The following is a 12,104-nucleotide window of genomic DNA, read 5'->3' as shown; positions in this document are numbered from 1 at the left end:
GGCAGCTTGCCGATCATGCCGGCACATATCCCTTCGCCAGCGCCAGCCTGCTGCCCCGGTGATGGGCGTGGCAGATGGCCACCGCCAGCGCATCCGAGGCATCGGCCCGCTTCAGCGTGGCACCCGGCAGCAGGCGGCGCACCATGTCGGCCACCTGGATCTTGTCGGCATGGCCAGTGCCGACCACGGCGCGCTTCACTTCCATGGCCTGGTATTCCGCCACCGGCAGCCCGGCCAGCGCCGGGGCCAGCAGCACCACGCCGCGCGCCTGGCCCAGCTTCAGCGCTGCGCCGGGGTTCTTGTTGACATAGGTATGCTCCACCGCCGCCTCATCCGGCTTCCAGATCTCCATCAACGCGTTCAGCGCCCGGTGGATCTGGCAGAGGCGCTCAGCCAGCGGCAGGTCGGTGGTGGTCGAGACCACGCCATCGGCGATGTGCCGCAGGCGGTTGCCCGTGCTTTCCACCACCCCCCAGCCGGTATGCTGGAGGCCGGGGTCCAGCCCGAGCAGCCGCACGGTTATCATGCGTCGGCCAGCGCCTGCGCCACGGCGTCCGAGACCTCGAAATTGGCCGTGACGGTCTGCACATCGTCGTGCTCGTCCAGCACGTCGATCAGCTTCATGACCGAGCGCGCCTTCTCCTCGTCCAGTTCCACCGTCACGTTGGGGCGCCATTCCAGCTTGGCGCTCTCGGCCGGGCCGAACTTCTCTTCCAGCGCGTCGCGCACGGCGAAGAGGTCCTCGATGCCCGTGCGGATCTCGTGGCCTTCCTCGGTGCTTTCGACGTCATCGGCGCCGGCCTCGATGGCGGCTTCCAGCATGGCATCGGCATCGGCCACGGAGGCCGGATAGCGGATCACGCCGCTTCGCTCGAACTGGAAGGAGACGGACCCGGTCTCGCCCATCGCACCGCCGAACTTGGAGAAGGCGGAACGGATGTCGGAGGCCGTGCGGTTGCGGTTGTCCGTCAACGCCTCGACGATGATGGCGACGCCGGCGGGGCCGTAGCCCTCGTACCGCATCTCCACGTAATCCTCGCCGCCGCCCTCGCCCGTCGCCTTCTTGATGGCGCGGTCGATGGTGTCCTTGGTCATGTTGGCCACCCGCGCCGCCTGCACCGCCGAGCGCAGGCGCGGGTTGAAGGCCGGGTCGGGCAGGCCCTGGCGGGCGCTGACCGTGATCTCTCGGATCAGCTTGGCGAATGCGCGGGCGCGCTTGGCATCCTGCGCACCCTTGCGGTGCATGATGTTCTTGAACTGGGAATGGCCGGCCACGCGCTGCTTCTCCGGGATTCTCGTGTTGTTCCGGGCTGTGCCGCCCCTATACCGCCGCCCGCCGCCGGATGCGAGGGTCCGGCTTCTGTGACATGCTGCAACTGAGACGCTTTCGCCCTTGGCTTGGCCAGACTGCCGGCTACATGACAGGGCCGCAATGCACAGGAGCCCCACAGCATGAGCAGTCCCTGGCTCGACACCCCGCAACGCTACGGGCTGGTCAGCCGCGCTCTGCACTGGGGCATGGCCGCGGTCTTCGCCTGGCAGTTCACCGGCATGGCCGTGAGGATCCTGGTCGGGCGGCATCCGGTAACGGCCTTCATGGTCGGCAGCCATGCCAGCGTCGGCACCCTGCTGATGCTGCTGGTGCTGCTGCGGGGCGCCTGGGGCCTGGCCAATGCCCGCCGCCGCCCGCGCCACGCGCCGGGGCTGCTGGGCCGGCTGGCCACCGCCGGGCACCTGCTGCTTTATGCCATGATGCTGGTGGTGCCTTCCCTGGCGCTGCTGCGCGCCTCCGGCAGCGGCCGGGGCCTCGCCTTCTTCGGCATCCCGGTCTTCTCCCCCTTCGAGGGTGGCCCGGTGGGCTGGATGGTGGCGCCGGCCAATGCCGCGCATGGCCTGCTGGCCTGGACGCTGCTGGCGCTGGTCGCGGGCCATGTGCTGATGGTGGTTGTGCATCGCTGGCTGTGGCGCGACGATGTGCTGCAACGCATGGCCGGGCGACTGTCCGGCAGCGCCAGCAACGTCCAGCAGCAAAGAACAGCCGCATGACCGATGCCCACGCCATCACGACGCAGGAACAGCTCCAGGCGCTCTATGCCCCGCCGCGGGAGCTGGTGCTGAAGAAGGTGGCGGACCGCATCGACCCGCGCACCGCCAGCTTCATCGCCGCCAGCCCCTTCGCCGTGCTGGCCACCTTCGGCGCGCGCGGCCCGCATGTGACGCCGCGTGGCGACGCCCCCGGCTTCGTGAATGTGGTGAACGAGACCACCCTGGCCCTGCCCGACCGGCGCGGCAACAACCGCATCGACGCGCTGCGGGACGTGGTGGACAATCCCGCCGTCTCCCTGCTCTTCATGGTGCCGGGCGTGGGCGAGACGCTGCGCGTGGCCGGCAAGGCGCGCCTGACAACGGACCCGGCGCTCTGCGCCCGCTATGCCGTGCAGGGCCAGCTTCCGGCCACGGTGATGCTGATCTCCGTCGAGGAGGTCTTCATGCAATGCGCCCGCGCCATCGTCCGCTCCAGGCTCTGGAAGGCGCCCGAGGCTCCGGCGCCGGTGCCCAGCGCCGGCCAGTTGCTGGAAGCCCATACCAAGGGGCTGGTGGTCGCCGAGGAATACGACCGGGAGCGTGGACCTGTGGTGGCCTCCACGCTCTACTGACCAGGAGGCAGGGCGGCCGGACCAGCCGCCCGGCTACCCCGGCCTCAGAACTCCGGCATGGCAGGGGCCAGTTGCCCGCCCATCCGCACCGGCGCCACCCGCAGCGCCAGGCCGGTCGCATCGTCGGTTTCCACGAAGACACCGGAGATGCTGGCCGGGCCCTCGGCCGGGGCCAGCTTCTCGCCCGGCACCTTTTTCCAGAAGCGCAGCGCGGCGGCGCCCTTCTGCATGCCGATGACGCTGTCGTAGTCGCCGCACATGCCGGCATCGGTCATATAGGCCGTGCCGTTCTCCAGGATGCGGTGGTCGGCGCTTGGCACATGCGTATGCGTGCCCACCACCAGCGAGGCGCGGCCGTCGAAGCTATGCGCCATCGACATCTTCTCGCTGGTCGCCTCGGCATGCATGTCGATCAGCACGGCCTGCACCGAGCCGCCGGCGCCCAGGCTGTGCTGCGCCAGCACGGCCTGCACGCCGCGGAAGGGGTCGTCCAGCGGCTCCATGAACAGGCGGCCCATGGCGTTGATCACCAGCGCCTTGCGGCCGCCGGGCACCTCCACCACCGTGGCGCCGCGGCCCGGCGTGCCGGGCGGATAGTTCAGCGGCCGCACCAGGCGCGGCTCGCCGTCGATATAGCCGATGATTTCCTTGCGGTCCCAGGAGTGGTTGCCCAGCGTCAGCGCATCCGCGCCCGCCGCCAGGAAGGCGCGCACCATGTCGGGCGCGACGCCGAAGCCGTGGCTGGCATTCTCCACATTCACCACGACCAGGTCGGCACGCAGGCGGGCCCGCAGGCCAGGCAGCTCAGTGGTGACCGCGTCGCGGCCGGCGCGCCCGACGACGTCGCCCAGAAACAGGATGCGCAAGGAACAGATTACCCTTCGGTACGGAAGAAACCGGCTTCGGTGGCGATGCCGTGCAACGGCACGTCATGGGCGCCGGCGGGCACCTTTGCCACCTGCTGCCCGGCAAAGGCAACGCCCAGCGCCCAGGCACCGGGCAGAGAAGCCAGCGTGCGGTCGTAAAAACCGCCGCCATAGCCCAGCCGAAGCCCGGCGGCGTCGAAGGCCAGCAGGGGCACCAGTAGGGCCTGGGGCGTCACGGCCTCCGCCCCCTCCGGCGGCACCGAGGTGCCGAAGCCACCAGGCACCAGCGGGTCCCCGAAGCGCCAGCGGCGGAAGAGCAGCGGCTGGCCGCGCGGCGGCGTCACCGGCAGCGCCAGGGCATGGCCGGCGGCTTCCAGGTGGCGCATCAGGGGTCGGATGTCGATCTCATCGCCCATTGGCCAGAAGCCGGCGACCAGCGCGCCGGGCGGCGGCGGGCATTCGCGCAGCACGACCTCGGCCAGGGCCTCGGCGGCCCCGGGAGCGCGCAAGGCGGCACGGGCAGCCAGGGCCGCCCGCCGCAAGGCGGCCTTCTCGGCCGCCAGCGCGGGGGAATCGGATTGGAAAGAAAGTGGAGCCGCCATGGCCGTTGGCGTCTTTATCCTCCCGAGACCTGCGTAAACAGGTGGGCACCAGGTAACCGGACCAAGATCCGGTCAGAGCCAGCTCCCGGAGGTTGCTTATTGGCCCCAGGGATAATGTACCTGACGCACCGGGCAGCTCCGGGCATTTATTTAGGAGCGCTCCAGCCCGTCCGCAATGCCTTCGATCTTTTCGGCGATGCGCGCCAGCCTTTCGGCCAGCTTGGGGTCGGTGGCGGCGCCGCCGGGCTGGCCGGCGCGGGCGTGTGAGAGTTCCACGCGCAGGTCATGCAGTTCATCCGCCAGCAGCAGCGCGGCCAGCAGCAGCAGCCGGCTTTCGCCGAACTGCCCACCCATGGCGCGGATGGAACCGACGCGGCGGTCCACCTCCGCCGCCAGGGCGATCAGGTGCCCCTCCTGCCCGTCCTCGCAGGAAACAGGATGCGTGTAGCCGCCGATTCGAACCGTGACCTGACCCAAGCTCAGCGCTCCTCCTCAGGGTGGGCAGCAGGCGGCTGGGCATGGGACGGCAGGCCGTCCTCCTCCACCGCAACGGGTTCCGCGGGCAGATCGGCGCCCTCGGGCCGCGAAGCCTCCGGCTCCGGGGCCTCAGCCTCCGGCGCATCCAATTCGGCCAGCACGCCGCGCAGCTTGGCCAGGCTGACATCCAGCCGCTGCGCCAGGGCCGCGACCTGCTCCGGCGGAACGCCCGCCGGCGCCGCCGGCTCAGCCACCGGGCGAGGCTTCGCCACGGCTTCCGCCAAGCGGCCGACGGCCCGCTCCAGACGCGCCGCTGCCTCGCTCACCGCCTCGTTCATGCAGCCCTCGCTGAACATCCGACCGGCGCCGTCTCAATGCGACGCGGTCCTGCCATGCTATCCATCAATGCAAGGCTTTACCGGCGCCCCACGGGCAGGGTCAACGGCCTGGGAACCCATTGGCAGGGCACGAAAGGCGGATCAGCGATGGAATCATCAAGCCCCCTCTCCCGCGCCGTGCTGGTGCATGACGCGGCGGGCATGGCGCTGGCCCTGGCGGCGGCACGGGAAGTGCTGCCGGCGGGGCTGACACTGCCGCTGCTTTCCGCGCCCGGGGCGGCCCACTGGCTCTCCCCGCGCCTGTTCCTGGCCATGGTGGCGCAGGCTTCCGGCGGCACCACCGTGCCCTTTCTGCCGGTGCTGGATTGCGGCATGGCCGCCGGCCATGCCCTGGCCGCGCTGCGGGCCGGCTGCCCGGCGCTGGTGCTCTCCGCCGCCTGCCCCGCCTTCCCCACCCTGGCCAGCGCGGCGGCGGAATGCGGCGCGCAGCTCTGGCCCGAGGCACCGGAGGCGCTGGATACCGCCGGCCTGCGCCCCGGCGACCCCTGGGCCGGGGCGCGGCTGCGGGAATGGCTGCGCGGGTGACACGCCCCCCGAGCCTCGGCTAAAGCGCCCGGACTTTCCGGACGCCGCAACAGAGGGCTCGCCACATGATGCATCGCGTGAAGCTAGGCCTGTCGCGCCGCCACCGGGGCGCCTGACGATGCCGGACGCGCCTGAGAGCTGCCGCCTCTACCTCATCACGCCGCCGGCGCTGGAGCCGCGCGCCTTTGCCGAGACCCTGGCGCGCGCACTGGATGCGGGCGATGTCGCCGCCCTGCAGCTGCGGCTGAAGGACGTGGATGACGACGCCCTGCGCCGCGCCATCGATGTGCTGCGCCCGGTGGCGCAGTCCCGCGACGTGGCCTTCCTGCTGAACGACCGCGCCGATCTGGCGGTGCAGACCGGCTGCGACGGCGCGCATCTGGGCCAGGAGGATGGCGACCACGCCGCCGCCCGGCGCCTGCTGGGCGAGAATGGGATGCTGGGCATCTCCTGCCACGGCAGCCGCCACCTGGCGATGCAGGCCGGCGAGGTCGGTGCCGACTATGTCGCCTTCGGCGCCTTCTTCCCCACCAGCACCAAGCAGACCGAGCACAAGGCGGATACCGAGGTGCTGTCCTGGTGGTCGGAGATGTTCGAGCTGCCCAGCGTGGCCATCGGCGGCATCACGCCGGCCAATTGCGCGCCGCTGGTGCAGGCGGGCGCGGATTTCCTGGCGGTGGTCAGCGCGGTCTGGAACCACCCGGAGGGCGCCGCCGCCGGGGTCAGGGACATGAACGCCGCCATCGCCGCCGCCCGGGGCTGAGACGCAAGAAAGGCGGGCCGGTCTCCCGGCCCGCCTTTCCGCGGGGTCGATCTCGGGTGCGGGCTGACCGGCCCGCCGTCGGTGCCTCAGCGGCGGGCACTGCCCAGGTTGAGGTCGCCCACCACGTTGGCCAGATGCGCCTGGTGCGGTGATGCCGGCGCCTCGGCCACTTCCTCGAAGCCACCGCCGTTGCTGGCGGTCATCATCCGGCCATTGTCCGGACGATTGTAGATGAAGCCGTTGATCGGATAGACGCGGCCATAGGCATCGTCATCGCGCCCGACCTGAACGCGCACCGCGCTCCAGTCGTTGCGGTCGGAGACGTCGACCACGGAGACGCCGCGCATCACGGTGCCCTTGCGGATGCCGGGGCCTTCCCAGTTGGCGTGGTCGATCAGCACCTCACGCGCGCTGACGACCTTGGACACCACGGCCACATGGCCGAGGCGCATGCCGCCGGAGGAGCGGAAGGACATCACCGCGCCGCGCTCGGGGCGCTGGCCGCGGGCATAGGCGCCGGCGGCATTGGCCCACCAGAGATGGGCGTTACCGGTGATCTCCATGCCGGTCACCGAGCGGACATAGGGGACGCAGGAGATGGAGCCGCCGAAATCGGCGATACGCGGGGCGGCGTTGCGCACCACCTGCTTGGTCACCTGGGGCTTGGCGCTTCGGGAGGGGCTGGCCACGACCGTCACGCGCTGCTGCTTCACGCTGTCCCGCGTGCCGCGGGCGGTGGTGGCCTCCGCCATCGTCGGCGCCACGCAGACCGCGCCCATCAGAACAGCCACGGCCAAGGCAGTGCTCGTCACCCGCATGAAACCCCCTAAATGCCCCAAACTTCGACCCCCAGCCGCGCCGGTTTTCCAACTGCGGCAGGAAGGCGGTAGCAAAAGCTTTCGTATGGGGACAATCGGGTTGCGTGTTTCAGAGCGAAATCTGTCGTGATTCGTCAGTTAACCCGTCACTAGCCGGTGATGAATAAGACCTTAATCCTATAACACGGGCTTAGAGGACGAAATGCCACAGTGTTGCGATGTATTTGCAACAGGCGTGGAATCGAAAGCTACAAACAGCAACGGTGTGGCCAGGTTCCCGGCCACACCGTTTTGTTAGCTTAGTAAGAAAGCGTAGGTTGAAAAGGTCAGCGGCAAGCCGTGACCATGATCTCCACCAGGTGGCGCGGGTCGGCCATGTTGGCCTCGACGCAGGCGCGCACCGGGGCGCCGCCCTCGGGCAGCCACTTGGTCCAGACGCCGTTCAGCGCGTCGCGGTCACGGATGTCCTTCAGCCAGACCTGGGCCTGCAGCAGGCGGGTCTTGTCGGTGCCGTGGTTCTCCAGCAGCTCGTCGATCTTGGCGAGGACCTGCTGCGTCTGGCCAACCACATCGGCGGACAGGTCCTGGGCCGTGACGCCGGCCAGGAAGACGAAGCCGTGATACTCGACCGCGTTGGAGAGGACCGGGTTGGTCTCGTGGCGGGTGATCTTGCTCATCGGCGCTTTGCGCTCCCTGGTTGCTCAGTCAAAGGGGCCATGGCGCCCTTGGCGCCGGACCCGGGGCGCGCTGCTTCTAGGACGTGGGTGAAGCAGCCGCAAGGTGGGGCCCTTCAGCCCCGCGCCGGATCGGGCAGGAGTTCCGGCGGCGGCGCCTCCAGCGAATGCTCGATGCGCGCCAGCCGCCCGAGCCCCCAGGCAAAGACGATCAGCGAAAGTCCCACCCCCACCAGCGCCGGCAGCCGCAGGCCGAAGGCCTCCCCGGCGCCGCCCAGCATCAGGGCGCCCAGCGCCGGGCAGGCGCGGGTGATCAGCCCCCAGAGCGCCAGCACCCGCCCCCGCATCTCCGGCCGCGCCGCCGTCTGCGCCAGTTGCTGGGTGGTGATGCCTTGCATGGACGTGCTGGCGCCGATGCAGGCTGCGCAGGCCAGGCCGAAGCCGAACCAGCCGGTGCCGACGAAGCCGGCGATCGACAGCGCCTGCGCCAGCCCCGAGAAGATGGAGATGCGCGCCGCGCCCTGGATACGCCCGCGCGTCGAGAGCCATAGCCCCGCCACCAGCGCGCCAATGCCGAAGCTGGCGGTCAGCATGGCCAGCGAATCGGCGCCACGGGCGAAGTTGCGTTCCACGAAGGGGGGCAGCAGCTCCTGCACGCAGCGCAGCAGCACGCCCATGGCCGCCGCGTAGGCGAGCAAGGGGCCCAGGCCGGGGTGGCGGCCGACATAGCTCAGCCCGTCCCTCACCTCGCCCCAGAGGCTGCTGGTGGCGGGGTGGCCGCGCCGGTGCGCCGGCGCCACCCGCAGCATCGCCATGCTGGCCAGCGCACACACATAGGCCACGGCATTGCAGGCAATGGCCGGCGCCACGCCGAAGCCGGCGATCACCGGCCCCGCCAGGGCGGGCCCGATGAAGCGGGCGATGTTGAAGACCAGGGAGTTGCAGGCCACCGCCGCCGGCAGCTCGGATTTCGGGACGATGCCCGAGATCAGCGTCTGCCGCGCCGGCTGCAGGAAGCTGGCGGCGGTGCCGGCGCAGAGTTCCAGCAGGATCAGCCATTCCACCCGCATCAGCCCGGTGGCCACCAGCGTGGCGACGGTGGCGGCCTCCAGCGCGATGGCGGCCTGGGCGATGGTGGTCAGCCGCACCCGGTCCACCCGGTCCGCCACCGCCCCGGCGATGGGGCTGATGAAGGCCGCCGGCGCCAGGTCGCTGAAAGCCACCAGCCCGACCCAGAGGGCGCTGCCCGTCATCTCCCAGGCCAGCCAGGCCACGGCGATGCGGTGCATCCAGAGGCCCGTCCAGGCCGTCAGGCTGGCGCCAAAGAAAATCCGGGCATTTCGTGTGGAGAGTGCCCGCCCTAACGCGCCGAAGACCACGACGCGGGGCCGGTCAGGGGCTGCGCCCTGCCCCCGCCCCGGCGGCGCCCGGAGAGCGCGCGGCCGGCGACGCGCTGGTCGCGCCACGCACACAGGAATCGATCATTTGGTCGCGCTCGAACTGCGAGGAAAGCCGATCGGTGCTCATCGAGCCCGTAAGGGTGCCGGTGAAGCTGCCGGCGCCGAGGCGCGAATCGGCCTCGTCGGTGCGCATGGTCTGGCCACGGTCGCGGTAGCGCATGGTGCGCTCGACCTCCTGGCGGCAGATGGCGGTGGCTTGGTCCTGCTGGCGCTGCTCGGCGCTGCGGGGCGCTGCGGCGGCACAGGCGCCCATGAGCAGCAACAGCGGAAGGGAAAGGGATTTCATGCGGCGCTCCGGCTAGGCGTGAGGCCGGAACGATGCGGGCAGCGGAACGTTGCGGCCCCCGGTTCCACCGGCTCAGCCTGCCTCCGCCCCCCTGTCCGCCGGCGCGCCGGCGATGCGGCCTGACAATAGCCGCTTCATCTCGCTTTCGTCGAACCGCCCCGCCACGTCCAGCCCCTGCGTGGCGGCGGCCGCCAGCAGCGCCGGGTGGATCTCGATTCCGTCGCGCCCGATGGCGAAGAGCCCGCCCATCCAGCGGGCCCGCCCCAGCAGGTCCACCAGCGCCAGCAACCGCAGGCAGAGCGCCAGACCAGGCAGCGTATCCAGCCCGGCAAGGCGGTCCACCGCCTCCGCCCAGCAGGCGGCATCGGCATCGGCCAGGGCCAGCGCGGGGCCGTCCTGGAACAGCAGGGTGCGGTGGGGGCCCCAGTGCTCGGCGGCGGCGGCGGCGCGTGCCGCCTCCCAGGCCGTGCTGAGGGCGCGGGGGGAGACGCCGGGGAGGTCTTCCGGGCGGCAGGGAATGGCGTAGTGAAGGGCGCCGTCAGGGGCGACCGCCACGCGAACGGCGGGAAGCATCCGCCCAAGATGGTGCGCGGCGGGCCCAGCCGCCAGGGGTTCAGGCTTCCGGTTGCAGGCGCCCGGCATTGTCCAGGATGGCGCGCATCAGCGCCTGGGCGATGGGCCGGTGCGTGCCGGGGCCGATCACCACGAATTCGATCATCCCCAGCTCCGGCAGGTGGCGGGAGGGCGGCAGCGGCGCCAGCCCCGGCGGCACCAGCCGGCCGGAATGCGCCGTGACCCCCAACCCCGCCATGGCCGCCGCCCGCAGGCCGGACAGGCTGCCGCCGGTGCAGGCCACGCGCCAGGAGCGGCCGGCCTTCTCCAAGGCCTCGATACACAGGGCGCGGGTGATGGAGGGTGGTGGGAAGAGCACCAGCGGCAGCGGCTGCGCCGGGTCCGGCCGCAGCCCGGGGCGACCGACCCAGGCCAGCGGCTCCCGCCAGGCCAGGGTGCCGCGCGGGTCGTTGCCGCGCCGCTTCACCAGGATCACGTCCAGCTCCCCGGCATCGAAGGGCTCGTAGAGCAGGCCGCTGAGGCCCACCGTCAGCTCCAGGTCCACGCCGCTGTTGGCGCGGGCGAAATCCGCGAGCACCTCCGGCAGCCGGGAAAAGGCGAAATCCTCGGAGGCGCCGAGCCGGATGCGGCCATGCAGCGGCGAGCCAGCGAGGAAGCGCTCCATCCGCTCATGCGCCTCCACCACCCCGCGGGCGAAGCCGGAAAGCGCGTCGCCATCCGGCGTCAGCGCCACGGAATGGGTGTCACGGGCAAAGAGGCTGCGGCGCGTCGCGTCCTCCAGCCGGCGGATGTGCTGGCTGATGGTGGATTGCCGCAGCCCCAGCCGCCGCGCCGCCTGGGTGAAGCTGCGGGTTTCCGCCACGGCCAGGAAGGAGCGCAGGAGGTCGGGGTGCAGCATGGCGCCTGTTATCATGAATCGCACATACTCTTATCAGAAACATGCCCTTCAAGAATAAGCGGTACTCGGCCTATCTGCGGGACGACACAGTGGGACCCCGTCGTCATGAACCTGCTCCGCCGGCTGCCCATCGACCGCTTCCTGTTGCTGCTGATCGCCACCGTGCTGCTGGCCGCGCTGCTGCCGGCCAGCGGCAGGGCCGCTGGTGCGGTGGATGTCCTCGCCTCCTGTGCCGTGGCGCTGCTCTTCTTCCTCTACGGCGCCAAGCTGGCGCCCAGGGCTGTGATGGACGGGCTGCTGCACTGGCGCCTGCAGGCGCTGGTCATCGCCAGCACCTTCATTGTCTTTCCGCTACTGGGGCTGGCGGCCACCGCGCTGCTGGGCCGCTGGCTGGGCCCCGGGCTCTCGATGGGCCTGTTGTTCCTCTGCCTGCTGCCTTCCACCGTGCAGTCTTCCATCGCCTTCACCTCGGTGGCGCGGGGCAATGTGCCGGCGGCGCTGTGCAGCGCCTCCGTCTCCAACCTGCTGGGCATGGTGCTGACGCCGGCGCTGGTCGCGCTGTTCCTGCGGGTGGGCGGCGGCGGCTTCAGCACCGATGCGCTGAAGGATATCGGCCTGCACCTGCTGCTGCCCTTCCTGCTGGGCCAGGCGGCGCGGCCGCTGATCGGCGGCTTCATCGGCCGGCACAAGCTGCTGACCTCGGTGGTGGACCGCGGCTCCATCCTGCTGGTGGTCTATGCCGCCTTCAGCGAGGGCATGGTCACCGGCATCTGGCACCAGGTGGACCTGCGCAGCCTCGCCATCTTGGCGCTGGCGGATGTGGTGATCCTGGGCATCGTGCTGGCGCTGACCGCCTTCGCCGCCCGCCGCGCCGGCTTCTCCAAGGAAGACGAGATCGTGGTGGTCTTCTGCGGCTCCAAGAAGAGCCTGGCCAGCGGCGTGCCCATGGCGAATATCCTGCTCGCCGGGCATCCGGTGGGGCTGCTGGTGCTGCCGCTGATGCTTTTCCACCAGATCCAGCTTTTCGCCTGCGCCGCCCTGGCGCAACGCTATGCGCGGCGGGACGAAAGTCCCCTGCCCGCCGCCGTCCCGGCCGAATAACCCGGC

17 protein-coding genes and 1 other RNA gene are annotated in these 12,104 nt (G+C 70.8%); 5 read left to right on the top strand and 13 right to left on the bottom strand.

Going from position 1 to position 12,104, the window contains the following annotated elements; genetic code table 11:
* Window positions 1-13: 13 nt before the first annotated feature.
* Window positions 14-526, bottom strand: coding sequence for a crossover junction endodeoxyribonuclease RuvC (gene ruvC / locus EBE87_RS06470; protein ID WP_120640611.1), 513 nt, complete (start codon window positions 524-526; stop codon window positions 14-16).
* The gene (locus tag EBE87_RS06465; protein ID WP_120640610.1) at window positions 523-1,275 is read right to left on the bottom strand and encodes a YebC/PmpR family DNA-binding transcriptional regulator; all 753 of its coding nucleotides are present in this window, start codon (window positions 1,273-1,275) and stop codon (window positions 523-525) included. Before EBE87_RS06465 ends, ruvC begins: the two co-directional genes overlap by 4 nt.
* A 177-nt stretch (window positions 1,276-1,452) precedes the next feature.
* Here EBE87_RS06465 and EBE87_RS06460 point away from each other — a divergent pair, with 177 nt between their 5' ends.
* Both EBE87_RS06460 and EBE87_RS06455 read left to right on the top strand, forming a co-directional pair.
* Complete coding sequence (locus tag EBE87_RS06460; protein ID WP_120640609.1) at window positions 1,453-2,046, top strand: cytochrome b; 594 nt, start codon at window positions 1,453-1,455, stop codon at window positions 2,044-2,046.
* A complete protein-coding gene (locus EBE87_RS06455; RefSeq protein WP_120640608.1) occupies window positions 2,043-2,657 on the top strand; it encodes an MSMEG_1061 family FMN-dependent PPOX-type flavoprotein in 615 nt (204 codons plus the stop codon). Before EBE87_RS06460 ends, EBE87_RS06455 begins: the two co-directional genes overlap by 4 nt.
* Window positions 2,658-2,701: 44 nt before the next feature.
* Here EBE87_RS06455 and EBE87_RS06450 read toward each other — a convergent pair whose 3' ends face one another.
* From EBE87_RS06450 to EBE87_RS06430, 5 genes are all read right to left on the bottom strand, one after another.
* The gene (locus tag EBE87_RS06450) at window positions 2,702-3,523 is read right to left on the bottom strand and encodes a TIGR00282 family metallophosphoesterase (RefSeq protein ID WP_120640607.1); all 822 of its coding nucleotides are present in this window, start codon (window positions 3,521-3,523) and stop codon (window positions 2,702-2,704) included.
* An 8-nt stretch (window positions 3,524-3,531) separates the two neighbouring features.
* Entirely contained in the window at window positions 3,532-4,125 is a 594-nt protein-coding gene (locus tag EBE87_RS06445; protein WP_122139937.1) for a 5-formyltetrahydrofolate cyclo-ligase, read from the bottom strand.
* A non-coding RNA gene (ssrS, locus tag EBE87_RS06440) (6S RNA) lies at window positions 4,112-4,267 on the bottom strand. The genes EBE87_RS06445 and ssrS overlap by 14 nt, the downstream gene beginning before the upstream one ends.
* Before the next feature lie 8 nt (window positions 4,268-4,275).
* A complete protein-coding gene (locus EBE87_RS06435; protein WP_120636812.1) occupies window positions 4,276-4,602 on the bottom strand; it encodes a cell division protein ZapA in 327 nt (108 codons plus the stop codon).
* Between the two features lie 2 nt (window positions 4,603-4,604).
* Window positions 4,605-4,940, bottom strand: a complete 336-nt coding sequence (locus EBE87_RS06430; RefSeq protein ID WP_233560051.1) for a hypothetical protein — start codon at window positions 4,938-4,940, stop codon at window positions 4,605-4,607.
* Window positions 4,941-5,087: 147 nt separating this feature from the next.
* Here EBE87_RS06430 and EBE87_RS06425 point away from each other — a divergent pair, with 147 nt between their 5' ends.
* On the top strand, window positions 5,088-5,525 hold the full coding sequence (locus EBE87_RS06425) for a hypothetical protein (RefSeq protein WP_147425944.1): 438 nt from the start codon (window positions 5,088-5,090) through the stop codon (window positions 5,523-5,525).
* 118 nt (window positions 5,526-5,643) lie between these two features.
* Window positions 5,644-6,288, top strand: coding sequence for a thiamine phosphate synthase (gene thiE / locus EBE87_RS06420; RefSeq protein ID WP_120636815.1), 645 nt, complete (start codon window positions 5,644-5,646; stop codon window positions 6,286-6,288).
* Window positions 6,289-6,374: 86 nt separating this feature from the next.
* On the opposite strand, the gene EBE87_RS06415 is transcribed toward thiE, so the two are convergent.
* The 6 genes from EBE87_RS06415 to EBE87_RS06390 form a co-directional block, all read right to left on the bottom strand.
* Window positions 6,375-7,079: a CHAP domain-containing protein gene (locus tag EBE87_RS06415; protein ID WP_233553060.1), complete on the bottom strand. Its 705-nt coding sequence runs from the start codon at window positions 7,077-7,079 to the stop codon at window positions 6,375-6,377.
* A gap of 353 nt (window positions 7,080-7,432) precedes the next feature.
* Entirely contained in the window at window positions 7,433-7,783 is a 351-nt protein-coding gene (locus EBE87_RS06410) for a RidA family protein (RefSeq protein ID WP_120636817.1), read from the bottom strand.
* Window positions 7,784-7,896: 113 nt separating this feature from the next.
* Entirely contained in the window at window positions 7,897-9,159 is a 1,263-nt protein-coding gene (locus tag EBE87_RS06405; RefSeq protein WP_120636818.1) for an MFS transporter, read from the bottom strand.
* A 13-nt stretch (window positions 9,160-9,172) separates the two neighbouring features.
* Window positions 9,173-9,526: a hypothetical protein gene (locus EBE87_RS06400; protein WP_120636819.1), complete on the bottom strand. Its 354-nt coding sequence runs from the start codon at window positions 9,524-9,526 to the stop codon at window positions 9,173-9,175.
* Between the two features lie 72 nt (window positions 9,527-9,598).
* Window positions 9,599-10,099, bottom strand: a complete 501-nt coding sequence (locus EBE87_RS06395; RefSeq protein WP_233553042.1) for a hypothetical protein — start codon at window positions 10,097-10,099, stop codon at window positions 9,599-9,601.
* A 40-nt stretch (window positions 10,100-10,139) separates the two neighbouring features.
* Complete coding sequence (locus tag EBE87_RS06390) at window positions 10,140-10,997, bottom strand: LysR family transcriptional regulator (RefSeq protein ID WP_233553048.1); 858 nt, start codon at window positions 10,995-10,997, stop codon at window positions 10,140-10,142.
* 105 nt (window positions 10,998-11,102) lie between these two features.
* Here EBE87_RS06390 and EBE87_RS06385 point away from each other — a divergent pair, with 105 nt between their 5' ends.
* A complete protein-coding gene (locus tag EBE87_RS06385) occupies window positions 11,103-12,098 on the top strand; it encodes a bile acid:sodium symporter family protein (RefSeq protein ID WP_120636821.1) in 996 nt (331 codons plus the stop codon).
* Window positions 12,099-12,104: the final 6 nt, after the last annotated feature.

Source organism: Teichococcus wenyumeiae (assembly GCF_003696345.1).
GTDB lineage: Bacteria > Pseudomonadota > Alphaproteobacteria > Acetobacterales > Acetobacteraceae > Pseudoroseomonas > Pseudoroseomonas wenyumeiae.
Note: the sequence above shows the minus strand (reverse complement) of the source record. Positions and strands in the feature narration are given on the sequence as shown.

Excerpts from the sequence above, each read along its gene's own strand:
- ruvC (WP_120640611.1), bottom strand. The coding sequence starts at position 526 with ATGATAACCGTGCGGCTGCTCGGGCTGGACCCCGGCCTCCAGCATACC.
- EBE87_RS06460 (WP_120640609.1), top strand. The coding sequence starts at position 1,453 with ATGAGCAGTCCCTGGCTCGACACCCCGCAACGCTACGGGCTGGTCAGC.
- EBE87_RS06455 (WP_120640608.1), top strand. The coding sequence starts at position 2,043 with ATGACCGATGCCCACGCCATCACGACGCAGGAACAGCTCCAGGCGCTC.
- EBE87_RS06445 (WP_122139937.1), bottom strand. The coding sequence starts at position 4,125 with ATGGCGGCTCCACTTTCTTTCCAATCCGATTCCCCCGCGCTGGCGGCC.
- EBE87_RS06430 (WP_233560051.1), bottom strand. The coding sequence starts at position 4,940 with ATGAACGAGGCGGTGAGCGAGGCAGCGGCGCGTCTGGAGCGGGCCGTC.
- EBE87_RS06425 (WP_147425944.1), top strand. The coding sequence starts at position 5,088 with ATGGAATCATCAAGCCCCCTCTCCCGCGCCGTGCTGGTGCATGACGCG.
- thiE (WP_120636815.1), top strand. The coding sequence starts at position 5,644 with ATGCCGGACGCGCCTGAGAGCTGCCGCCTCTACCTCATCACGCCGCCG.
- EBE87_RS06410 (WP_120636817.1), bottom strand. The coding sequence starts at position 7,783 with ATGAGCAAGATCACCCGCCACGAGACCAACCCGGTCCTCTCCAACGCG.
- EBE87_RS06400 (WP_120636819.1), bottom strand. The coding sequence starts at position 9,526 with ATGAAATCCCTTTCCCTTCCGCTGTTGCTGCTCATGGGCGCCTGTGCC.
- EBE87_RS06395 (WP_233553042.1), bottom strand. The coding sequence starts at position 10,099 with ATGCTTCCCGCCGTTCGCGTGGCGGTCGCCCCTGACGGCGCCCTTCAC.
- EBE87_RS06390 (WP_233553048.1), bottom strand. The coding sequence starts at position 10,997 with ATGCTGCACCCCGACCTCCTGCGCTCCTTCCTGGCCGTGGCGGAAACC.
- EBE87_RS06385 (WP_120636821.1), top strand. The coding sequence starts at position 11,103 with ATGAACCTGCTCCGCCGGCTGCCCATCGACCGCTTCCTGTTGCTGCTG.